Annotated in this window: 16 protein-coding genes, 1 rRNA gene and 1 pseudogene; 9 read left to right on the top strand and 9 right to left on the bottom strand. The window is 39.8% G+C overall.

All coding sequences use genetic code 11. The annotated features are described in order from the left end of the window. Window positions 1–22: 22 nt before the first annotated feature. Together MXE38_RS00090 and MXE38_RS00085 are read left to right on the top strand one after the other, a co-directional pair. The gene (locus MXE38_RS00090; protein ID WP_246909730.1) at window positions 23–1,285 is read left to right on the top strand and encodes a cation diffusion facilitator family transporter; all 1,263 of its coding nucleotides are present in this window, start codon (window positions 23–25) and stop codon (window positions 1,283–1,285) included. A gap of 82 nt (window positions 1,286–1,367) precedes the next feature. Beyond that, window positions 1,368–3,443 carry a fructose-specific PTS transporter subunit EIIC gene (locus MXE38_RS00085; protein WP_246909728.1) on the top strand — a complete coding sequence of 692 codons (2,076 nt, stop codon included), beginning with the start codon at window positions 1,368–1,370 and terminating at the stop codon, window positions 3,441–3,443. 45 nt (window positions 3,444–3,488) lie between these two features. Here the strand turns inward: MXE38_RS00085 and MXE38_RS00080 are convergent, their stop codons facing one another. Beyond that, window positions 3,489–4,952 (bottom strand): flavodoxin, encoded by a 1,464-nt coding sequence (locus MXE38_RS00080; RefSeq protein ID WP_246909727.1) that lies wholly within the window; start codon window positions 4,950–4,952, stop codon window positions 3,489–3,491. 384 nt (window positions 4,953–5,336) lie between these two features. Continuing rightward, window positions 5,337–6,512 carry a flavodoxin gene (locus MXE38_RS00075; RefSeq protein WP_246909724.1) on the bottom strand — a complete coding sequence of 392 codons (1,176 nt, stop codon included), beginning with the start codon at window positions 6,510–6,512 and terminating at the stop codon, window positions 5,337–5,339. 95 nt (window positions 6,513–6,607) lie between these two features. Between MXE38_RS00075 and MXE38_RS00070 the strand changes: the two genes are divergently transcribed. Continuing rightward, window positions 6,608–7,516, top strand: a complete 909-nt coding sequence (locus MXE38_RS00070; RefSeq protein ID WP_246909721.1) for an AraC family transcriptional regulator — start codon at window positions 6,608–6,610, stop codon at window positions 7,514–7,516. 47 nt (window positions 7,517–7,563) lie between these two features. Here the strand turns inward: MXE38_RS00070 and MXE38_RS00065 are convergent, their stop codons facing one another. The 5 genes and pseudogenes from MXE38_RS00065 to argS form a co-directional block, all read right to left on the bottom strand. Further along, window positions 7,564–7,815 (bottom strand): hypothetical protein, encoded by a 252-nt coding sequence (locus MXE38_RS00065; protein WP_246909719.1) that lies wholly within the window; start codon window positions 7,813–7,815, stop codon window positions 7,564–7,566. A gap of 150 nt (window positions 7,816–7,965) precedes the next feature. Next, a complete protein-coding gene (gene hslU / locus MXE38_RS00060; RefSeq protein WP_246909716.1) occupies window positions 7,966–9,297 on the bottom strand; it encodes an ATP-dependent protease ATPase subunit HslU in 1,332 nt (443 codons plus the stop codon). A gap of 87 nt (window positions 9,298–9,384) precedes the next feature. Next, a pseudogene (hslV, locus tag MXE38_RS00055) lies at window positions 9,385–9,918 on the bottom strand (ATP-dependent protease subunit HslV); the annotation flags it as partial. Window positions 9,919–10,139: 221 nt separating this feature from the next. Continuing rightward, window positions 10,140–10,847, bottom strand: a complete 708-nt coding sequence (locus MXE38_RS12495) for an SPOR domain-containing protein (RefSeq protein WP_246909713.1) — start codon at window positions 10,845–10,847, stop codon at window positions 10,140–10,142. A gap of 173 nt (window positions 10,848–11,020) precedes the next feature. After that, on the bottom strand, window positions 11,021–12,757 hold the full coding sequence (argS, locus tag MXE38_RS00045) for an arginine--tRNA ligase (protein ID WP_246909711.1): 1,737 nt from the start codon (window positions 12,755–12,757) through the stop codon (window positions 11,021–11,023). A gap of 253 nt (window positions 12,758–13,010) precedes the next feature. On the opposite strand from argS, the gene MXE38_RS00040 reads away from it, so the two are divergent. Next, entirely contained in the window at window positions 13,011–14,117 is a 1,107-nt protein-coding gene (locus MXE38_RS00040) for a hypothetical protein (protein ID WP_246909709.1), read from the top strand. Window positions 14,118–14,130: 13 nt separating this feature from the next. Continuing rightward, entirely contained in the window at window positions 14,131–14,994 is an 864-nt protein-coding gene (locus MXE38_RS00035; protein WP_246909707.1) for a glycosyltransferase family 2 protein, read from the top strand. Between the two features lie 41 nt (window positions 14,995–15,035). Here MXE38_RS00035 and priA read toward each other — a convergent pair whose 3' ends face one another. Further along, window positions 15,036–17,723 (bottom strand): primosomal protein N', encoded by a 2,688-nt coding sequence (gene priA, locus MXE38_RS00030; protein ID WP_246909705.1) that lies wholly within the window; start codon window positions 17,721–17,723, stop codon window positions 15,036–15,038. Between the two features lie 368 nt (window positions 17,724–18,091). Between priA and rpmE the strand changes: the two genes are divergently transcribed. Next, window positions 18,092–18,313 carry a 50S ribosomal protein L31 gene (rpmE, locus tag MXE38_RS00025; protein WP_246909703.1) on the top strand — a complete coding sequence of 74 codons (222 nt, stop codon included), beginning with the start codon at window positions 18,092–18,094 and terminating at the stop codon, window positions 18,311–18,313. Between the two features lie 631 nt (window positions 18,314–18,944). Then, the gene (locus tag MXE38_RS00020; protein WP_246909698.1) at window positions 18,945–20,198 is read left to right on the top strand and encodes a malic enzyme-like NAD(P)-binding protein; all 1,254 of its coding nucleotides are present in this window, start codon (window positions 18,945–18,947) and stop codon (window positions 20,196–20,198) included. Between the two features lie 87 nt (window positions 20,199–20,285). Here MXE38_RS00020 and trmA read toward each other — a convergent pair whose 3' ends face one another. After that, the gene (trmA, locus tag MXE38_RS00015) at window positions 20,286–21,485 is read right to left on the bottom strand and encodes a tRNA (uridine(54)-C5)-methyltransferase TrmA (RefSeq protein WP_246909696.1); all 1,200 of its coding nucleotides are present in this window, start codon (window positions 21,483–21,485) and stop codon (window positions 20,286–20,288) included. A 148-nt stretch (window positions 21,486–21,633) separates the two neighbouring features. On the opposite strand from trmA, the gene murI reads away from it, so the two are divergent. Both murI and MXE38_RS00005 read left to right on the top strand, forming a co-directional pair. Beyond that, a complete protein-coding gene (gene murI, locus MXE38_RS00010) occupies window positions 21,634–22,686 on the top strand; it encodes a glutamate racemase (protein ID WP_246909693.1) in 1,053 nt (350 codons plus the stop codon). A gap of 338 nt (window positions 22,687–23,024) precedes the next feature. After that, window positions 23,025–23,242 (top strand): 16S ribosomal RNA (locus tag MXE38_RS00005); the annotation flags it as partial.

Raw genomic sequence — 23,242 nt, 5'->3', positions numbered from 1 at the left:
TTTGGGATTGATAGGTAACCAAGTGGACAAGATAAATCAAGATCTTGAAGCTCCAGCTTTAAGTGATGACAAGAGCGACAAAATCAAAGTCATCAAGAATACTTCTTGTGGCTTTAATTGCCATCAAGATCCTCTAGCTAAGCAAGAGGATATTCATGATTGTCAATGTGCTCCAGCTGATATGAAAGATTGTACTGGCTGCAAAGCACAAGTTAATCATGGCCAAGATTGCGCTGAGCATAAAACTGAAGGTTGTAGCGGCGCGCATACCCATAATGAGCCCCAAGCCCTACCAAGTCGTTACAAAAAATTAGTATTGCTCGCAGGCACAGCCTCAGTAGTAACTGCAATTTTATTAATTTTAATGAAATTTATTGTCTGGTTATTCTCTGGTTCTGCGACTATTTTAGCGTCCTTGACTGATTCTTTAATTGACTTAGGCGCATCTTTTATCAACTTATTAGCTTTGCGTTATGCGCTACAGCCAGCTGATAAGCAACACCGTTTTGGTCACTATAAAGCAGAAGCTTTAGCATCTTTATCTCAAGCTGCTTTTATTTGCGGCTCTGCCTTATTGTTAATCTTTAATGGTTACGAGCGCTTGATTAAGCCTGTAATGATTGGCTATATCGATATTGCTATTTATGTTTCTATTGCCTCTATTGCGCTTACTTTAGTGCTAACTGTTTTCCAAGGTTATGTATGTAAGCTTACTCAAAGTGAGGCTGTAGCTGCCGATCGCTTCCATTATTTATCTGATGTGGGATTAAACTTAAGCGTTATTGTTTCGTTAATCTTAACTAAGATGGGCTATGAATGGTCTGATGGTTTAGTCACTATTTTATTAGGCCTATATATTATGAAAAGCTCTTGGCATATTGGTCAGATAGCTGTAGGTACTTTGTTAGACAAATCAATGTCAGTTAGTGACAATAATAAGATTATTCGCTCCATATTAGCTGTTGACGGCATTGAGTCTTTCCATGATTTAAGAACCCGTAAAGCTGGTCCTCAACATTACATTCAATGCCATTTGGTTTTAGACAATAAAATGTCTTTAGCCCACGCTCATGATATTGCCACTGAGGCTGAGAACAATATTCGTCGCTTCTTCCCTGATGCCGATATTATGCTGCATATGGAGCCAGAGGGTGTAGATGCCTATAAAGACATTACCTTTGTTGATAATCAATTCTGCCAAGTACCAAAAAACTTTTATGAGTCTAAAGAGAGTGATTTAGATAATATCAAAGTTACCAAATCAGGCTCAGATACTGAATCTTAATCTTTGGCCTAGAGCTTATGGCTCTAGGCCAAATCACATAAAGTTTCAGCTTAGTTTAGTTAGATTAATTTAGGGTAGGCATATGCGTATTCGCGATTTGCTGGAAAAACGTTCTGTATGTCTTAATGCAGATCCTGTTAGTAAAGAAGATGCAATCTCTCGATTGGTAGAGGCTATAGCATCAACAGGCTGTATTAACGATATTAATAGATTTCGTGAAGCTGTTTTTGACCGTGAGCGTAAAAGTTCTACTGGACTTGGTGAGGGCATTGCTATTCCTCATGCTAAAAGTGAGGGTGTAAGCCATCCAGGTCTTGCCGCCATGGTTGTGCCTAATGGTGTTGATTTTGACTCTATTGATGGTGAGAGTGTCCATCTTATCTTTATGATTGCCTCTCCTCATCAAGCATCAGACGCTCACCTTGATGTGCTAGCTAGACTATCTACTTTACTTATTGATGAGCATTTTCGTAGCTCTTTATTAAGTGCCAAAAATGTTGATGAGTTTTTAGACGTTATTGATAAGGCAGAGTCGATTGAGGACGAAAAAGAGGCCCAAGAACACGCTCAACAAGAGCATGAGGCCGCTCATCCTGAGGAGAAAAAAGGCTATGACATTGTAGCTGTTACTGCCTGTCCTGCTGGATTGTCTCATACTTATATGGCAGCTGAGGCTTTAGAGCTTAAAGCTAAAGAGCTGGGTATTACTATTAAAGTTGAGGCCGATGGTGCAGCTGGTAATAGAAATAGCCTCATGCCAGAGGATATTGCCTCAGCTAAAGCTGTTATTGTGGCAGCTGATAGAGCGGTTGATATTGATCGCTTTGCTGGTAAGCCTATGGTGCGTACTGGTGTAGTTGATGGTGTGCACCGTCCAGAGGAGCTTATTAAAAAGGCTTTAGATCCTAACTGTCCTGTCTATAAGATTGGTAGTATCTCAAAAGAGTCTTCTAATCTTCCAATGAAGCTCTACCGCCATTTAATGAGCGGTTTAACTTATTTGCTACCTCTAGCTGCTACTGCTGGTATTTTATCTGCTGTAGCTCGTTTAGACTTTATAAAAACAACTAGTTTAGGCCTATTCTTAGATTCCATTGGTTATAGTATCGGTAGCTTATTATTTCCAGTTTTAAGTGCCTTTATTGCCTTTTCTATGGCTGGCCGTATGGCTTTAGTAGCTGGCTTTACGGGCGGTGTCATGGCCGATATGGCATCAGCTGGTGTGATAGGTGCTCTGCTCAATGGTTTTGTTGGTGGTGGCGTAGCCTTTGTGGTCGCAAGAGTTGCTCAGAGGTTTTTAAAAGGGCATGATGCCATGTTTGCCCTGTTGGTTTATCCTCTGGCAGGTGCGGTTATTACTACGCTTATTGCGCAATACATAACTAATTTACCCGCAGCTTTAATTGATAATTTCATTAATGACTTCATTACTGATGCCAACACTATCACCTTAGTATCTATAGGTGCTGTTTTAGCAGGTATGATGTCAGCTGATATGGGCGGCCCATTTAATAAGCTTGCCTATGCCTCTGGAGTTTTATTATTAGCTGATTGTTTGCCAGAAAACGGCCCTGGTTCTATTGTAATGGCCTCAGTTATGTTAGGTGGTATGGTGCCTCCTATTGCCGCAGGTGTAGCCTCACGTATTTTGGCTCCAAGTCACTTTAGCGCTCATGAGTGCTCCTTAGGCTTTGCTGCTATGTTTAAGGGCTTATTGTTTATCACTGAGGCAGTATTACCTTATTTAGCTCGCAAGCGCCTCCGTATAGCATGTATCTTAGGCTCAGCTACAGCTGGTGCATTAAGTATGTTATTTAACTGTGGTGTTTGTGCTCCTCATGGTGGTATCTTTATTATTCCACTCTCTACTAATCCTTTGTTCTACTTACTGTCTTTATTGGGTGGTGTCGGTGTAGGAGCCATACTATTTGCATTGTTAAGCTCTCCAGTGGCCAAAGAAGAGGTAGCTACAGAGACTAACGCCCCTCAGGAGCCACAAGCTGCAACTAGATCTAACCTTCCTGGCCAGTCTGGCCAGCATGACCAGTCTGAACAGCCTGATCACTCTTACCAATCAGGAGAGCAAGAGCAGTCAGAATCGATGGGCCAGATGGATCAGCCTCAAGGTAGCGCTGATAAGATAGAGGCTAGCAAGTAAGAAAAGAAAAAACCTAGTTAACTTATTAACTAGGTTTTTTTGTGCTTAGTTAAAATCGACAGCTAAATTACTTAAGAAAGAACGAATCTTATTATTTATATAATTGCTGTTAAGTGATTCTTTGGTTGAGAAAGCCAGGCCATTTTTATAAATAATAGCGTGAGGTTCGTAAGTAGTTATAGTGCTGATAGTATTAGCAAACTCATCTCCTGAATGTAGGCATACAGGGATAATGGTTTTATCTGATAAGTCGTATTTAATTAAAAAGCTATAGATAGCCGCTGGCATATCGTCCCACCAGATTGGATAGCATAAGTAAATAGTGTCATAGCGTTCTAAATGTAAAGGAACATCATCAGTAAGCTCTGGATAGTTCTTATCTGTAAGCTCACTAAGAGCAAATTGATATAGCTTTTTTTGCTTCTTAGGATATTGAGTGGTAGGTGTTATGTAGTATAAATCCGCTCCACTTTCTTGATTTAGCCTGTTAGCAATAAAGGACATAGCCCCATCAACTTTGTTGTCATATTTAATAACAGTAGCTCCCGTAGTAGCGTCAATACCATGGTCTTGGTCATCTGATAAATCGGCATTTGCTACAGGTACACTAAAGGTAACCACTAAAGCTCGAGAGCTAATCATAGGTGGTAGATACATTTTGCTATTTTGAGCAATGCTAGCAATAGCTGCATCAACCATTTCCTGACGCTCCTCAATAGAGCGCTGATATTGAGCTTTTTGCTCTTTAGTTTGAGCTTCGGTAATGGCTTTAACTTTTTGTGCCAAAGTCATAGGCTTTACAGCTTCTTTAAGCTCATCTTTAGAGCTTATAACTTGCTCTTGTAACTGGCTAGGCTCCACACTAGAGGTTAATACCTTACTATCTTTATTAACAGCATTAGCATCAGACTCTTTTATTTGTTTCCTTGTATCAGCCAACTTTTGAGATAAGCTCTCTTGAGGTCTTTTGGCATCCTGACCCAGACCTTGGCCCTGATCATGGCTCTGGCCATGACCCAGGCCCAGGCTAAGTCCTTGGCTCTTAGTCTGTTCTTGTCCTTTGTCCCTAGCCTGCTCAGAGCCCTGAGCAAGGGACTGTTCCTTAATTTGTCTAGAGCCTTGTTGCTTTACTGGCTCTAAGCTAGAGCTTGCAGCATCTTGTGCAGAGCTCTGGCCTTTAGCTTGGTCAGAGCCCTGGGCTTGGCCTGGAGCTGGGGCTGCTGAGGCCTGAGCTGGAGCCGTGCTTTGCGATTGCGCCTCGCTTGGAGATTGAGCCTTAGCTGGTGATGGGGTAGTGCTTGCTTTGTGTGAGTCTTTTGAGTTTTCTAAAGAGCTAAGCTCTATTGTGCCTGTAGTTTTTGAGTTTTGAGTATCGACAATAGGAGCATCAATAGCAGCATCAATAGGCTCATGGTTTAACGCATTAGACTGTTGTTTATTGGTGGTAACAACAGACTGGGTGCTGTTAAATAGCCAAAAAGGAGTGCTAACTGCTACTAAAGCCAGCATAAAAGCGCAAAATTTAAAAAACTTGCTCTTAAAAAAAGGTGTCATAAAGCAGAAAAAAGGAAAAGGTTGACTACAAGGCATTACGAGAAGGCAAATAACTATATCTGTATCTTTGGTAAAGATTAAGCTTTAGTCTTCCCTGGTTGACTAATTTTTAAGTTGTTTAAGCTAAATATGTGCCATGTATAGATATCACTACAAAAGGCAGATAATGCAATGGTGTTGCCCTGATTATTATTTTGCCTAAGTGTCCTCTTAGTCGTAGTAATGACATAGAGCATAGCCTGTGGAGGCTATAGCTCTAGGGGGAGTAGTTTGAGCCTGGACCTAGGTCTGAGGCAGGGCCCAGAGGTGTGGCTCTAAGGCAGAGCCTGGGCCTAGCCCCTAAGGCTGGGCCTGATCCTTAGCGCCAGCAGGCGCACCAGCAGGGGCAGTCGCAGAAGCACCTGCTGGGGCTGGTGCAGGTGATAGTACTGTTTGGAGGTGGCTATATTTAGGCATAATGACATTGGTGTTGATTTTGTTGAGCCACTTTTGCACTATGTCCTCACCTTTTAGTGGCACCTTATAGCGATTTACTACTAAACCATTGGTTACTACCACTTGAGCATTAGGCTCGTGGTGGGCGATAAGCGCAAAAGTCTTATAAGGGCGGTTGCCTCCGTGAGTGCAAAATGGAATGATGGTTTTGCCCGACAAATCCCAGTCATTAAAGAAGGAATATAAAGGCATTGGCAGATCGTGCCACCAAATAGGGTAACCAATAAAAATAAGGTCAAAATCACTAGGATTAAATTCTGGGCTTAAGCTAATCTGTGGGCGAGCTTTAGTATCTTTTTCTTTAGCAGTCTGGCTAATTAATGCTTGATGCACTCTAGGATAGTCATTAACATTTTTGAGCTCAAAAAGTTGACCTTGCATGTGTTCATTAATAAGTTTAGCCAAGTACTCAACTGTACCTTGCTCTTTTTGATCTTTAGTTAAAATTTTGGATGCGCCGCTTAAAACATCAACATCTTGATTTTCGGTTTGCTCAGGAACACTAAAATAAACTACAGCTACCTTAAGCTTAGCTACCTGGTTGTTTGATTGGGTGGAGGTAGCTTTATGGTCATCAGCACTTAAAGAGCTTTTCTTATGGCCAAGAGAACTGGTAGGTTTAATATTATCCTCAGTGATTACATGCTCTTGATCATTGTTAGCAGACTTGTTGTCACCTTTCTTAAGGGGTGAGGCGATCACATTACCAAAAGGATCACGATAGACCTTGGCCTTTTCCTTAATTTGAGTCTCTTTAGGGGTATCACTATCAGAGGCTGCTACTTTAGCACTAGGATCAGATGAAATATCTTTAGCCTCTATGTTAATAGAGCTAGTGCTAGTGCTGGCACTAACGCTAGTGTTGGCGCTTGAGCTGGCGCTATCGCTATCGCTAGCGTTGGCGCTTGGTAAAGGCATAGTGATATTAGCCCAGGCACTAGGAGTAAGAGAGCTTAATAATAGAGCGAACAATACTTTTTTAGTATTATGAGCTAGATTTAAGTTAATAATAAAAGACATGGGACACCCTAGAAAACGTACAAATACCGCTGCCACTAACTTATTTTAGCGTAAAAAGTTAATTTTAAGGAATGGCTATAATATTGAGGCTGTGTATGAGCACTAAAGAGCAATTGCTATCTAGAATAATAGACAAGATAAGTAAGGTACTACCGCAAGAAGGCTCTACTAATCTCATTGATGGAATAACTTGTATTAAGATTACCAGCAGTGAATCTATATCCTGTCCTACTATTTATAACCCAGCAGTGATTTATCTTATCAATGGTCAAAAGGAGTGTTCTATTGGAGACAAGACCATTGCTTATAGCAGCGGTGAAGTGTTTGTTAATACTTTAAACATGCCTGCTAACTTCAAGATTGTGGATGCTAGTGAGCAAAATCCTCATATCGCTTTGAAGGTTAATATCGATACTAATCTGTTAGCCAAGGTCATGACTTCCAATAATTACAAAGTTGATCCTAACTATTATAAGGATCAATTGCCTCCTATGGCTTTTACTAAAATGGAGTCAGGCTATTATGACTTAAGCGTATTAGATCGTATGTTAGATTTGCGTTTGGGCAATTTTACTGATGTCTATCCTTATTTGCTGCAAAAAAGAGAGCTTTATTACCATTGGTTAAAGAATGAACGCTTGGCACCTATGATTGCTCATTTTGTAGTAAGGAAGACCATTGTCATTGTAAAGGCTATTGATTACATCAATCGTAACTATACTAAGAGTATTGCTGTAGATGATTTAGCTAAGCTCTGTGCTATGTCCAGCTCTAATTTCTTTAAGCATTTTAAAGAGGTTACTGCCATGTCGCCTTTGCAATATATTAGACGCAAGCGCTTATTAGAAGCTCGTAGGATGCTGACCTCTTTTAAGTATAAAGCTGTTGAAGTAAGTAATATGGTAGGTTATAACAGCGATCAGCAGTTTTCTCGTGACTATTCCAAATTCTTTGGCGTTACCCCAAAGCAAGATTCGCTTAACCATATTGAGCAGGCTCTTTAGCTAGCCTGTAACTGAAAAAATTAAGGCCCATAATGGGCCTAATAACTTTAATTGGCTTGAAGGGTCTCAAGCACTTTATCCATACGCGAACGCCAACTTTGGATAATTTCAAAGAGGCGAGCATTTTCTCTTTTACATGATTCAAGCTCACGCTTTAAAGCTGCAATTTCTAAATCTTTACGATCTAGGGTGCGAAACTTTTCATCAATACTACGGCTTAAATCATCTGTTTTGGCAGCGATCTCATTGAGCTCTTGAATCAGCTCAAGTTCGCGTAGACTTAATTGTTCTCGGCTCATAATTAAAAAACTGTTTAGTAATAAACAACATGTAATAATATTAGCATTTTTCTTTAAGGCTTTGCTTAGAAAAAAATAATTTACAAAAAATAAGCCCAGAGAGCTTAGATCTAAGTTCTCTGGGCTATTTTTTGGGAAAATTCTTTAAAACTAAAGAATATAGCGTGATAAGTCTTCGTCCTCAACAATATCACTTAAGTGCTTATTGACGTAGTCAGCATCAATTTCAATGCAAGTACCTGGATTATCAGGAGCATCAAAAGAAATACTGTCTAAGAGTTTTTCCATTAAAGTATGGAGACGACGAGCACCAATATTTTCGGTCTTCTCATTAACAGTGAAGGCATCTTCGGCAATACGCTTAATAGCCTCATCAGTAAAGGAAATCTTTACATTTTCAGTAGCTAATAAGTACTCATATTGCTTAGTTAAAGAAGCGTGTGGCTCTTTTAAAATTCGTACAAAGTCATCAGCGGTTAATGGCTTTAACTCTACACGAATTGGTAAACGGCCTTGTAACTCTGGAATGAGATCAGATGGTTTGGCAATTTGGAAAGCACCTGAGGTAATAAAGAGAATGTGATCAGTGCGAACAATGCCATACTTGGTGTTGATTTGGCAGCCTTCAATTAAAGGTAGCAAATCACGTTGTACGCCCTGACGTGAAACTTCACCTCGAGAGCCAGTGTTGGTGTCGCCACCGCAAATCTTATCGATCTCATCAATAAAGACAATACCTTGGTTTTCACAAAGCTTAATGGCTTCACTCTTAAGATCATCTACTGAAACTTGCTTTTCAGCTTCCTCTTGGCAAACTTCTTTAAAGGCCTCTTTAACAGTCATCTTACGTACTACAGTACGATTTTGAGATAAGGAGTCAAATAAAGACTGTAATTGGTTGCCCACATCATCCATAGGAGAGCTGCCGCCACCAATAATGCTAAAGCCTGTTTGCTTGTCTTGAGTACGGATCTCGATTACACGGTCATCAAGCTCACCTTCACGTAATTTCTTACGGAAAACTTGGCGAGTATGATTGTTAAGCTTCTCCTCCTCGCTAGCTGATGGTGCTGGCAGGAGAGCATCTAAGATACGCTCTTCGGCAGCCTCTTCGGCCTTAACCTTATTGCGCTTGAGAGCCTCTTCTTTAACCAGCTTCATGGATACTTCCATGAGCTCACGAATAATGGAGTCTACCTCTTTACCAACGTAGCCTACCTCAGTGTATTTAGTGGCTTCTACCTTGATAAATGGAGCTTTAGCTAAAGTAGCTAAACGGCGGGCAATTTCAGTTTTACCAACACCAGTAGGGCCGATCATTAAGATGTTTTTAGGATAAATTTCCTGTCTAATCTTAGGATCTAACTGCATGCGACGCCATCTATTACGCATAGCAATAGCAACAGCACGCTTGGCTTCACCTTGACCAATAATAAAGCGATCTAATTCGCTAACAATCTCACGTGGGGTTAACTCTGACATAGTGATCCTTAATTAATCTGCGCTCCAGGCTGTGCCCTGGTTGTTGTCTTGAGTCTTGATGGCATCTTGTTCTTGAGATTTAGCTTGCTCTTCATTATTGCTAATGGTTTCAATAATGTGGCTTTGGTTAGTAAAGACACAAATTTCACCAGCAATTTGTAAAGATTGCTTAACAATTTCCTCAGCACTAAGCTCAGTATTTCTTGCCAAAGCACGAGCTGCTGACAGAGCATAATTGCCGCCAGAACCAGTAGCTAGAATATCGTCATCCATATGGACTACATCACCAGATCCAGAAATTAAGAAGGAGCTGTCCTTATCGGCAACGATTAAAATAGCCTCAAGCTTGCGTAGCATTTTATCAGTACGCCAGTCTTTGACTAAGGCCACGCAAGCACGCTCTAAAATGCCTTGGTGAGCCTCTAACTTCTTTTCAAAGAGATCTAATAAGGTAAAAGCATCTGCAGTTGAGCCAGCAAAGCCTGCAATCACGCGACCTTTAAATAAGCGTCGTACTTTACGAGCATTGTCTTTTAACACAGTGCTCTGGCCCATAGTGACTTGACCATCACCACCTACAGCTACGACACCATTTCTACGAACGGAAACAATAGTAGTCATAAAAAATCCAAAAGTATTAACTAAACTTTAAAGTCTGTAATAAATAACAAGAACTATTATTTTCTACTTCACTTATGACAGACTTTGAAGCTTAATAAGCAAACGTATTTTTTTTAAATGGGGTCAAGGTAGTAAAAAATCAAGGTAGGTGAGCAAAATTAATTATGCTCATGTAAATATGAAAAAAGCCTCAAGAAAACTTGAGGCTTTGTAGTTAAAACTTATTGCTTAATTAAAGCACAGCGTTGAAGCAGACCTTTATTAGCTAGTTCATTAAAAGTATCTCGAGCTAATTGAGCATCCTTAAATGGGCCAAGCTTTAATCCATAAGTGCCATCTTTATTGGTGATGACGCTGGCGCTAATACCTTGGAAGGCTAACACTGCTTTTTGGCTTTCAGCCCCAGCTGAGGTTGAGTAGCTATCACAATATAAAGAAGTTTGGCTTGAAGCTGGTGCTTGCGGTGCTTGTGGAGCAATCAGCTCTTGAGGGGCATCATCTTGATTATCGTAGTCATCCTCAGTTGGGATTGGAGCTGGTCCTAAAGCTTGTTCATCTTCATGAGTGGTGCCTTGGCCATTCATGTTAGCAAAAGGATCGTTGTTAACCCCAATATTGTTATTGGTGCTTGGAGCATCATTTAACAAACTCTCAAGGCCGCCACCTACTACTTGTCCTGAGCTTTCAAAGTCATAGCGCTGGGAGCTAGGCAGCTGTAGGCTACCTGAGGCACCATTGTTGGTCTGGGCATTTTGCTCGATAGCATTATTATTGTTAGCTTGATTAGCTTTATCATCACCCTCGGATAATGACAATAAGAAACTAATAAAGAGCAAAACAATAAAAGCAACACCACCTATAGCTAAGACACGCTTTTTTTGAGGTGGCAACTCTTTGCCTTTAAAGAGAGAATCAATGCTAATCTTCACTAAGATTATCCTCACTAATGCCTTAGCCTATAGGACAAGGCTTTATTAAAATTAAAGCTAATAGGGCTCATATTAATAATGAGCCCAGTAAGCATGGAGTAAATAAATTAAGCTGCTTTAAGCTCCACCTTAAAAGGAGCTAACCTAATTTTAGGTGGAGTAGTTAACAGCTGTTACATCTTTTCCATTACTTCAATACCTAAGAGGTTGAGACCTTGCTTAAGTACACGAGCACTAAGAGCACATAAAGCTAAACGTGAACTGCAGGTTTGCTCATCAACACCATCTTTAAGCACTGGGCAGGCCTCGTAAAAACGCATAAAGGTGCCAGAAAGCTCAAATAAGTAAGTGCATAATAAATGAGGCATAGCCTTATTAGATACGGATTGTACTACCTCACCAAAAGCTAAAAGCTTAGTAGCTAAAGCCTCTTCAGCCTCATGAGTAATGGTGATATTGCCAGGCTGTTTATCAGTCTTACGGAAAATAGATTGAATACGGCTATAGGCATATTGTAAATATGGGGCAGTATTACCCTCAAAGGCTAACATTTGCTCCCAATCAAAAATATAGTCTGTTAAGCGATTCTTAGATAAATCAGCATATTTAACAGCGCCAATAGCAATCTTGTGGACAATCTCTGCTCTTTCTTGAGGCTCATATTGAGTACCACGCTCGGTAAGCATAGCATCAACACGCTTTTCAGCCTCATCTAATAAGTCCTTAAGCTTAACAGTGCCACCAGTACGGGTCTTAAATGGCTTACCATCTTTACCTAACATCATGCCAAAGGCATCATGCTCAATAGTCACATCCTCAGGTAAGTAGCCAGCAATACGGGCAATCTTCCAGGCAGCCTCTAAGTGCTGATGCTGGCGGGAGTCAATAAAGTACATTAAGCGATTAGCATGGAAGTGCTCTACACGGTATTTTACGCAGGCAATATCAGTGGTGGTGTATAAATAGCCGCCATCACTCTTACGAATAATAATACCTAGCTTTTCGCCCTCTTTATTCTTGAACTCATCAAGGTAAACTACAATGGCACCTTGATCCTCAACAGCAATGCCACGGCTCATTAAGTCTTCAACTACTTGAGGTAGCATATTGTTATAAAGGCTCTCACCCATGACATCTTTTTGTGATAAGGTTACATTAAGACGATCATAGATAGCTTGGTTTTGATCCATGGTCATTTTTACAAGCTTTTGCCACATGTCGTAGCAATAGCTATCGCCGCCTTGGAGGCGTACTACGTAAGAACGAGCCTTGGTAGCAAAGCTTTCATCTTCGTCAAAGCAACGCTTAGCCTCACGGTAGAAAGCTTCAAAGTCGCTAAGATCCATGCCTTGGCCACTTTCATTTTCGCATTTCTCTAAGTAAGCGATGAGCATACCAAATTGGGTACCCCAGTCACCTACGTGGTTAGCACGAGTAACCTTATGGCCTAAGAACTCTAATACACGTACTACAGCATCACCAATAACAGTGGAGCGAATGTGGTGAACGGCCATTTCTTTAGCAACATTAGGTGCTGAATAGTCAACCACTACATTTTGTGCTGTGGCTGCAAGTGGTACTCCCAAGCGCTCATCTTGGAGCATATTTTGTAGTTGAGAGGCCTGATGGTCAGAGTTAACAAAGAAGTTAATAAAGCCAGGACCTGCAATTTCAGTTTTAGCAACACGCTCATCTTGAGGCAGTGCAGCTACAATTAACTCGGCTAATTGACGAGGGTTCTTACCTAAAGGCTTAGCTAATAACATAGCAATGTTGGTAGCAAAATCGCCGTGACTTTTGTCCTTGGTACGATCGATACGGATCTTGCTTTCAATATCACTTGGAATATCAAAATCTGCTTTTAACTTGTTAAGACTTGCAAGTACTAAAGATGCAACGATATTTTTCATAAGCTATCAACAAAACCAAGACTCAAATTTAAGTACTACGTAGCGTTTGAGCCCAGAGGTCTCCTCAAGTGGCACAAAAAATAGGATAAAAACTAAGAAAGATGATCTTCTTAGTATTAGAAAAAAATTTTTAGTATAACATAGCAGTATTTACTGTTTAGCCAAAACATAGGCTTTTTTCTTGGCTATCAAAGCTAATTTTTAGCAATTGTATGGGCTATTAGGCTAAAGCTCATCCTAAAGGGGGATGATTATGAGTGCTATTAAAACTATTATTATTTCGCGCACGGATAAGATAGGCGATTTTGTTGTTTCTATTCCATCCTTTGCGACAGCTAAGGCTATGTACCCAGAAGCCAAAGTGATTGCTCTAGTGAGTAAGAACAATTGGATGATTGCTAAAAACCTCAATTGTGTTGATGAGTGTATTTGCATTGATCACTTTAAAGAGGGGCAAGATATTGCAGATTATTTAGCTCAATATCATCCTGATGTCTTTATTGCCTTAGTTTCTGATAACCGCATTTCAAAATTGGCTAAAGATTGTGGGGCTAGCATTCGTATTGGCCCTTTATCCAAGATTATGTCTTTCTTTCACTACAATAAGGGCGTAAGACAACGTCGCTCTTTATGCCAAAAGAGTGAAGCTGAGTATAATCTTGATTTGGTTCGTTCTTTAGATAGACATCTTTTTGATGAGGTGGGGGTGCGCTTTGATCGCATTATCTACACTCAAAGGGAAAAAGCCTCTATTGTGAGCTATTTCCACCAAGAAGGTATGATGGGAGAGGACTTTATTTTAGTTAATCCCTTTACTGGTGGCTCAGGATCTAACTTATCCATTACAGGTTATGCCCAGATTATCGAGGGCTTATTAAATGAGGATAATATTAGACGTTATGGCTTGTCTGGCAATCAAGCTAGCTTGCCTGGCAGTACTGATAGCTTGGCGGTAGTACCACCTAAAATTATTATCATGGGTATAGAGCCTAATCGTGAAGCTTGCAAGCAAATTTTAAGTTTGATCCCCGAGCATTATCATCAGTATATTCATACCTTTATTAATGTTGACTCATTATTAGTAGCTGCGGCTATGGTTGATAGTTGTAAGGTGTTTATTGGCCCAAGTACTGGCATTACTCAAATTGCTGGTAACTATCATAAGAGCGCTATTTGCTTCTACTCAACTAGAAAGTCTAACTCGCATACTCGTTGGGCCTTATATGGCGATCCTAATGAGCATCCAGTTACTTTAGATTTAGATATGCTGGATCCTAATACTAAAGAGCTTAAAGTTTTAAGCCCTGAGATTAAAGAACAAGTTCTATTACCTGCATTACAAGATTTTTATCAAAAATAAGGTGAGCAATTTTATGTCTGAGCCTAACTTTGTAACTACTCTAGCTGCTAATAATAAGCTTAGTTTGACCGTGGCTATTATTGCTCATAATGAAGAGGATAGATTGCCTGCTACTTTGGCTAAGGTAGCTGATATTGCCTCAGAGATTGTAGTAATTAACTCTGTTTCTACTGATAAAACTATTGAGGTGGCTAAAGCTTTTGGAGCCAAGGTTTTTACTGAGGAGTTTAAAGGCTATGTTGAGCAGAAAAACTCCTTAATCCCTAAGTGCACTTGCGATTGGATTTTGTTTTTAGATGCCGATGAAGTGCTCAATGATGAGCTTAAAGCTGATATTGTTCGTGTCATTAGAGCTAATGAACAAGCTAGTTTTGAGATGAATAGACTAACTTTCTATTTAGGTAAGTTATTAAAGCATGCTTGGCAACCAAACTATCGCTTACGCTTAGTAAGAAGAGATGCCAACCCAAGATGGGAAGGCGAAATCGTCCATGAGTCATTAAATAGCGATTTGCCAGTAAAAAGACTTAAAGGCTATATCATTCATTACTCTTATCGTGATGTTAATGATCACTTTAACCGCACTATCAAATATGCTTACATGTCAGCCCAAAGCTACATTGTTAAAGGCAAAAAACCATCACTAATGAAGATTATCTTCAGCCCTATTTTTAGCTTTGTTAAGCTCTATTTTATAAAACTAGGCTTTTTAGATGGTAAGGCTGGCTATGTGGCGGCTCAAAGTGCCTTTATTTACACTTTCTTAAAATATGTTTATTTATGGGAAGCTAGTTTGAACTTACCTAAGAACCCACAAAACGAACATTTAAATGAGACTAATACGCCTAAAGAGGTTTTAGAGCGTTTTAATAAATAATGATTAAAGGGCATTACAGATAATCTGTAATGCCCTTTAATTTAGTAAGCAGTCATAGGATCTACATCAATAGCAAAGCGCAAATCTTTAAGATTTTTGAGCTTGCTATAGATGGTGGTAATTTCATCTAGCACTCTATCTAAAGACTCTTTAGTGTCGGCATTGATAGTACAGTGGAAGTGATAGCGATTAAAGCGCTTTTCAGTGCGGTCAGATAATATGATGGTAGGTCTGACTCCAAACAAAATATTATCAGCTCTATTTTCAAAGTTAGCCATAATGTCACGTAAAGTGTAGAAGGCTAAATTTCTATTGGTAGAGTTAACCATAACACAAGCTTGATAACTATAAGGAGGTTGTTGCTTGTCCTTACGAATGGCTAATAGCTGATCGGCTAATTTGATGTAGTTAAAATTAGGATCTACTAAAGTTTGCAACAGTATATGTTCTGGGTGTCGGGTTTGAATATAAACATCACCCTCTTTGTCAGCACGACCTGCACGACCTGCTACCTGAGTAATTAGTTGGGCTGTATATTCAAAGCCTCTAAAGTCATCACAGTAAAGACCACCATCAACATCCAAAATACCAACTACGGTGACATCAGGAAAATCGTGTCCTTTAGCCAGCATCTGGGTACCAACTAAAATTTCACTGTCATGATTCAAAACACGTTTTAAGCTGTTATCAAGCTCTTCTCTTGAGGTAATAACATCTCGGTCAATACGCTCAATACCAACATCCATAAAGCGCTCAGATAAGTACTGGGCTACTTGCTCTGTACCCACTCCAATTTCAATGAGGGGATACTTATGTTGGTTGGCATGAAAGCAGTAAGGACAATAGTCCACTAGCTGAAACTTAGCATCACAGACATGGCATTTTAGTTGATGCTGCTCTTTATGTACGGTTAAAGCCACGTCGCATTTAGGGCACATGAGCACATAACCACAATGAGGGCAGATCATGGCATGAGAAAAGCCACGTCTATTTAAAAATAGTAAAGCCTGCTGATGCTTAGCTGTAGAGATGCCTACAGCTTTTTCAACCACTTCACCAATGCCTGCTAATACATTGTCTTTAAGCTCGTCTTTACGCAAATCAATTAAATGCATACGAGGCAGCTTAGCCTTTTGAGCTCGCTTTAACAGGTCGAGGCGCTTAAAAAAGTTTAAATTACAACAATGAATAGACTCCAAGGATGGGGTAGCAGAGCCTAGGATTAACTTACAGTTATTAAGTTGAGCACGCTTAACAGCTAAGGTGCGGGCGTGATAACGTAAGGTGTCACTTTGTTTAAAGGAACTATCATGTTCCTCATCAATAACAATGAGGCCTAAATCATTGATCGGGGTAAAGATGGCTGATCTGGTGCCGATCAAAATGGCGGCTCTATTGGTAGCCATATCCAAAAAGGCATCTAAACGCTCACGATCGCTCAAACGAGAGTGCAAAGTCGCAATAGGTACTTTAAATCTCTGATAAAAGCGTCTAAAGGTTTGTGGAGTTAAGGCAATTTCAGGCACTAAGACCAAAGCCCTTTTTCCTTGTTTAAGGGTGTGCTCAATGGCTTGCAGATAGACCTCAGTTTTACCTGAACCTGTCACACCATTGAGTAAAAATACTCCATAGCCTTGATGAGTGTTGATGCTCTCAAGAACATGCTGTTGCTCTGAATTAAGAGTAAAAGGATTATTGGCTATGAGATCATTTTTTTGCGCATGGGCCAACAAGTCATAAGGTGGTATATCTTTAGCGCAGTCAACGCTTTTAGCTAGGCCTTTTTTAATTAAGGCATTTATCTGAGCGCTATTAAATCCTTGCTCCTTTAACTCAGTACGCTTAAATGGGCCTAATTGTAGTAATTTAAGTAATTCTCTTTGCGCCTCAGAGCGCATTTTTTTAAGAGCTAAAGTAAGGTGTAATTCATCACTGATGGTGCTTGCTACACCTGGCACTTCTTTATAGCGAGCTTTATCGCCTTCTCTAAGTAATTTAGGCAGAGCAATAGGTAGAGTTTGTCCTAAAGGATAGTGGTAGTAAGCAGAGGCAAAACGTAAGGTTTGCATAATGTCATCATTGATAATAGGGCTATCATCAAGTAACTGTGCTTCCTTAAATATTTTATAGGACAAAGGAGCTTGGGCTCCAATACCAACAACAATACCAATTTCCTTGGTTTTATCGCTAAAGCCACCAAAGTGTACTAGTACTCTTGAGCCTATAATTTCCTCACCTACACAACCTTTAAGTTTGTAGTCATAGCTAGAATAAACAGCTCTATTAATAGCAACTTGAATAATGGTAAAGCCATCAGAGCGTGCCTGTTCATTAAGCTTAGCAATCAATTCTTGATCGCTAATAAGTTCATCCTCACTATCACCAAACATCTGGTTGCTTTGCTTATCACTGGCCTCTTTTGTTGCTTTTTTGCCCTTTCTAGCCCCAGTAGTGCAAGCACTAGCACCAGCTGCTAAGCTGGAACTAGCACTAGCACTGACGCTAGCGCCAGCTCTGCTGGTGCGTTGGGCCAAAATGGTGGCAGGATCTACGCTAAAGCTAGTGATGGGAGTGGCGCTCTTGGTGCCATAAGAGTCATAATCGATACTTGCTCCAAAGCTAGAGCTTGGATCATTGCTGTTGTCACTATGGTAAGAGTCAGCAAAGTTAGCTAATAATCCCAAGGAACCAATCTCATGGGAGTTTTTGTTATTTTTATTGGTATTCATAACAATAATTGGGCATCCTAAAACTAAGATTAGCCTTGATGCGTTCTCCTTGGGTAAAAAAACACTAGCAAAAAGTTGTAATTAAATAGTCTTATTATTATGAGCTAAAAGCTCTATCATTGCTCATATTGTTGTCTTTTATCCTGATTAAAGCCTTATTTATCAGTGTTTGCAGAGTTTTACTTAAGATTTAAGGCCAAAGATTGTCTAAAAGTTATCCAGCCTTAAACATAATTAAACAATTTTTTGAAATAAGGTTGTATTTGTGTTTCAGATCAATTATCATAAGGCGCTTTTTTTCATAACCGCATGTGGTGTTCGGCGCGTATATAGTTTGTGGCTGAATGGCGACATGCACTGAGGTCCAAATGCAAAAGAATATTCACCCACAGTACGAGTTAGTAAACGTACGTTGCTCTTGCGGTAACAAGTTCCAAGTTCGTTCTACCGCTGGTCACGATATCGATATCGAAGTTTGCTCTTTATGCCACCCATTCTTCACTGGCAAGCAAAAGATCGTTGACACTGGTGGTCGTGTAGAAGCCTTCAAGAAGCGCTTCGGTATGCTCGGCGCTCAGAAGCAGCAGTAAGATTCTTTTGAGAAGCACACTGCAATTTGTTAAAAGTTGCAGCTGTGTCATCAAAATAAAAACGCCCAGTTCCTTTTTTAGGACTGGGCGTTTTTGTTTTTAGGCTCTGTGATAGAGCAATGCTAATGGTTCTTTGTATTGTTGTGGGGAATAAGAATTTTTATTAATTTAATTTTTTAATCAAGTTACTCAAATTTTTTTGAGTAAAAGTAGAGATTGATAATTGTGAAAAATTCGATATTTATCAATGTGAAAGCAGCAAATGATTAAAATAATATGTTCTTAATCTAGGCTTAAAACATTGATGAACAGTAGCTTGTAGACTATTTACCTAGTTGCAAGCTAGTATTATATTAATTACTACCAAGAGTTAGTATATTTGCGAGTTTGATCAATGTTTAGCAAAATACCCTCAACAATTTTGTAAAAAGTACGACTAGATTCTCAAATTTTTTGGTGCTGAAATTCTTTTTTGTCTTAAACTGTTGTGTGTTGTTTTATTACGTTGCAAACGTTATGAATTTTTAAAGACCATTGCTAACAATATTTCGCAACCAAATGCTCTTGGTAGTTGTTAGCTCGATGGCTGAAATTTTTAAAACTAGGCTTTTCAATATTTAAGGGGGATGCCTTGGATCATAAGTCTTTACATGATGCCGCTTTAGAGTATCACGAGAAACCAGTACCAGGTAAGTTCAAGATTGTTATCACCAAGCCAGCTGAGACTGCAGGTGATTTAACTTTAGCTTATAGCCCAGGTGTTGCTGAGCCAGTTCTTGAGATTGCTAAGAACCCAAATGATGCTTATCGCTATACTGGTAAGGGTAACTCTGTTGCTATTATCTCTAACGGTACTGCTATTTTAGGTTTAGGCAATTTAGGTCCATTAGCTTCTAAGCCAGTAATGGAAGGTAAGGCTCTCTTATTCAACCGCTTTGCTCACATCAATGCTATTGATATTGAAGTCAAGAATAAGACTGTAGATGAGTTTATTACTACTGTTGAGTGCATTGCTGATACTTTCGGTGGTATTAACCTTGAGGATATTAAGGCTCCTGAGTGCTTTGAGATTGAGCGTGAGTTAATTAAGCGCTGCAATGTACCAGTATTCCACGACGACCAACACGGTACCGCTATTGTAAGCTGCGCTGGTATTTTAAATGCTGTACAACTTCAAGGTAAGAAGCTTGAGGATTGTAAGGTTGTTTGCGTAGGCGCTGGTGCTGCTGGTGTTGCTTGTTCTGACCTCTTAATTGCAGCTGGTGCTGATAAGAGCAAATTCTTCATGGTTGACCGCCACGGCGTAATTCGTTCTGATCGTGCTCAGTACAACAATGGTGAGAAGCCACGCTTTGTTAACGATGCTGGTCCTAAGACCTTATCAGAGGCTTGTGCTGGTGCTGACATCTTATTAGGTGTATCTGGTCCTGGCTTAATTACTGAAGCTGACTTAATGAGCTTAGCTCCAAAGGCTGTAGTATTTGCTTGCTCTAACCCAGATCCTGAGGTTGAGCCAGAGTTAGTAGCTCGTGTTCGTCCAGATATTATTATGGGTACTGGCCGTTCTGACTACCCTAACCAAATTAACAACGTATTGTGCTTCCCATTCTTATTCCGTGGCACTTTAGACGTTCGTGCAACTTGCATTAACCAAGAGATGAAGTTAGCTGCTATGAATGCTATTCGTCTCTTAGCTCAAGAGCCTGTACCAGAGGAAGTTGTTAAGGCTGCACAGGTAGATTACAAGCTTGAGTTTGGTCCTAAGTATGTAATTCCAAAGCCAATGGATCCACGCTTATTACCACAAGTTTCACGTGCTGTAGCTCAGGCTGCTGTTGATTCTGGCGTAGCTCAGATTCCAATGCCAGAGAACTACATGGCATAACAACTACTAAATAAGATTTAGTTAAATTAGTACAAAAGGCAAGCTTATGATTAAGCTTGCCTTTTTTGATGGGTAAGGAGGTGAAAATTAACGTCTTACTAGTAATACGCCACTTTCTAAGTGGTTGGTATATGGGAATTGATCAAAGAAAGCCAGACGTTCAATTTTATGAGTCTTACTTAAATACTTAAGATCAGAGGCTAAAGACTCTGGACCACAAGAAATATAAATTACACGATCATATTGAGCAGTGAATTTTAAGGCTGCCTCATCTTGCAAACCAGCACGAGGCGGATCAATTAATAGAGTGCCAAAGTTGTAGTCATCTAAGTTAATCTCTTTTTCTTCTAAACGTCTAAAAGATCTAACATGATTTAAGGCTTCGGTTACCTCTAAAGCACTAAGGCGAGCTAGCTTAATATTATTGATATTATTGAGCTCCATATTGAAAAATGCAGTATTAGTAGGAACTCGGGCTACCTCAGTGGCAAAGACCTTATTAAATAAAGGTGCTAGAGCTACAGTAAAAGTACCTGAACCGCAGTAAAGCTCAATTAAGTCCTTTTGATGATCAAGGGATTGTGCTTTAGCTTTATCAAGACCTTCTTGAGCACAAGCAATAGCAAAGTTAAGCATGGCTGAACATGCAGTAGCATTAGGTTGAGAAAAGGTACCTTCTACTTGCTTTAATTTAATGTCACCACGGGTAGTTGGAATGGTCTCAATGACATAATCATTGCCTACTACTAAAACTTGCTTTTTAGCATGAGCTACTAAAGAGCAGTTAAGGCCGCAGTTGGTTAAATCGTTACGTAACTGCTGAGCCTCGCTCTCCCATTCTTCGGTTAGCTTTTTGTGATAGTTTAAAGAAATAACCACATCGCCTTGGGTGTTACTTAAAAAGTCAGCACCAAAGAGTTTGCGCTTAATAACTTGGTATTTAGGTAAATGCTCACGAAGTGCAGCCATAGCTTGATTGATAGCTACAGTACAGCCTGGAAAGTCTTTAAGTAAGATAACTTTACGTGGCTTGGAGTTAGGTTCGTACATAGCATAATCAAAAGAATCTTGATTATGGTGAAAGACTGAAAACTCAGCTCTCATACGATAGTGCTCTGGAATTGAGGCATGTACTTGAGGCTCAATAGCTAAAAGATCTTGATAGCCTAAAGGGCTATCTGAGTCTTTTAGTGTTTCTTTTAACATGTTAAAGACTCTAGTAATCTTTTCATCAAGGTAAGCTTGGTAATTATCCTTATCTGTAGTAGTTAGTAAAACAGGTAACATGTTAACAGTCCTATCAATACCTAAAAAAACGCTCGGCTCATATTAGCAAAAATGCCCTTTTCATGCTAATGAGTGTTAGTAGCTAAGATTTATGGCCAGCACTAGGCGCTATAATGACTAATAAGTTAGGGCACCAAGGAGAGCTTATATGAGCAGTTATCAAGCACCTAAAATTTTAATGTTCGACTCAGGCGTGGGCGGTTTATCTGTCATGCAAGAGGTTTATAAAGCTAATAAGCAAGCTCTTTTTTACTATCTTTTTGACCATGAGTGTTTTCCTTATGGCAATAAAAGTGAAGTGTTTTTAAAAAAGAGAGTAAGTAACTTACTACAAAGCTTATGCTCAAAACTTCAGCCTGATTTGATAGTGATTGCTTGTAATACTGCTAGTACTATTGTGTTACCTACCTTGCGTGAAATTTTTACTATTCCTATTGTTGGAGTAGTACCAGCTATTAAGCCAGCAGCCAAAATTTCTAAAAAACATAATATTTGCCTGTTAGCTACGCAAGGAACAGTGCATCGTAGCTATACCGATTTTTTAATCAATGAGTTTGCTAGTGATTGCAAGGTTTTAAAAATTGGCTCTCAGGATCTGGTGCGCTTAGCCGAAGAGCAGCTCATTAAAAATAGCCAAGGCTCAGTTCCAACTAATGGCAACACCAGTGCCAATGCCGCCAGTGGCAACGCCAACGGCGTTGCTACTGGATGCACCAACAGCAGCTCCGATGGATGTGCCGTTGGCACAGCCAACAGCTGTGCTAGCTTGGATGACTATGAAAGGGACAAGCTTGAGCGCCTTAAGAAAATTTTAGAGCCTATATTGCAATTAGATGAGGCTAATAAACCTGATGTAGTGGTATTAGGTTGCACCCATTTTCCTTTAGTAAAAGATGATATTGCTAAAGTTTTAGGCCCTAATATGAAATTCATTGATTCAGGTGAAGCCGTAGCTCGACGAGTAAAGTCTCTTTTAGCAGATAAGATAGGCAGCAAAAATGAAAGCTGTGAGCCTACCTCAGTGGAGAGCCCGATAGAGGGCTCTCCACTGAGCTTATCAGATGGTTCTTTACTAGGCCCTGTAGAGGCTTTTTATACAGGACATTGTGAGGGAATTGAGAAAAAGCAGTTAGAGGCAACTTTTAAGCATTTTGGTTTTCAGAAGATTTCGGCTTTTTTACCTAATAATTTGCAGCTTTGATCATTTTTGGTGCTTAATTTTGGCTTTAATTTGAAATTATCCTAGTTTTTAAAGTTGAAAAAACACAGTTGATAAAGCTGATAAATATCGGAAATTTTTACAGAATAGCAAAAAAACTTTAAAAATTTTTTAAAAAAGTGTTGACGTGGGGTTAAAAATCATTAAAATACGTTTCCGCTGTCACGCATTAAAGCGAACAGCTGCAAAAACCAAGCGTTTTGAAGTTCTTTGAAAATTGATAAGTACAGACAATCTGTGTGGGTTCTTTAAGTTAAGAACTTTGAGTTTTAAGCCAACATACTGGCAACTAGTTATAGTTGCACTTCAAACGAATCATTAAAGTGAAGAGTTTGATCATGGCTCAGATTGAACGCTGGCGGCAGGCCTAATACATGCAAGTCGAACGGTAACAGGAAAGAAGCTTGCTTCTTTTGCTGACGAGTGGCGGACGGGTGAGTAATACCTGGGAATCTGCCTGATAGTGGGGGACAACAGTTGGAAACGACTGCTAATACCGCATGCTCCCTTCGGGGGAAAGACGAAAGTTGCTATCAGA

The sequence above is a fragment of the Anaerobiospirillum sp. NML120448 genome (assembly GCF_023050945.1).
Taxonomy (GTDB): Bacteria; Pseudomonadota; Gammaproteobacteria; order Enterobacterales; family Succinivibrionaceae; genus Anaerobiospirillum.
This window is presented reverse-complemented; position numbering and strand designations above follow the sequence as displayed.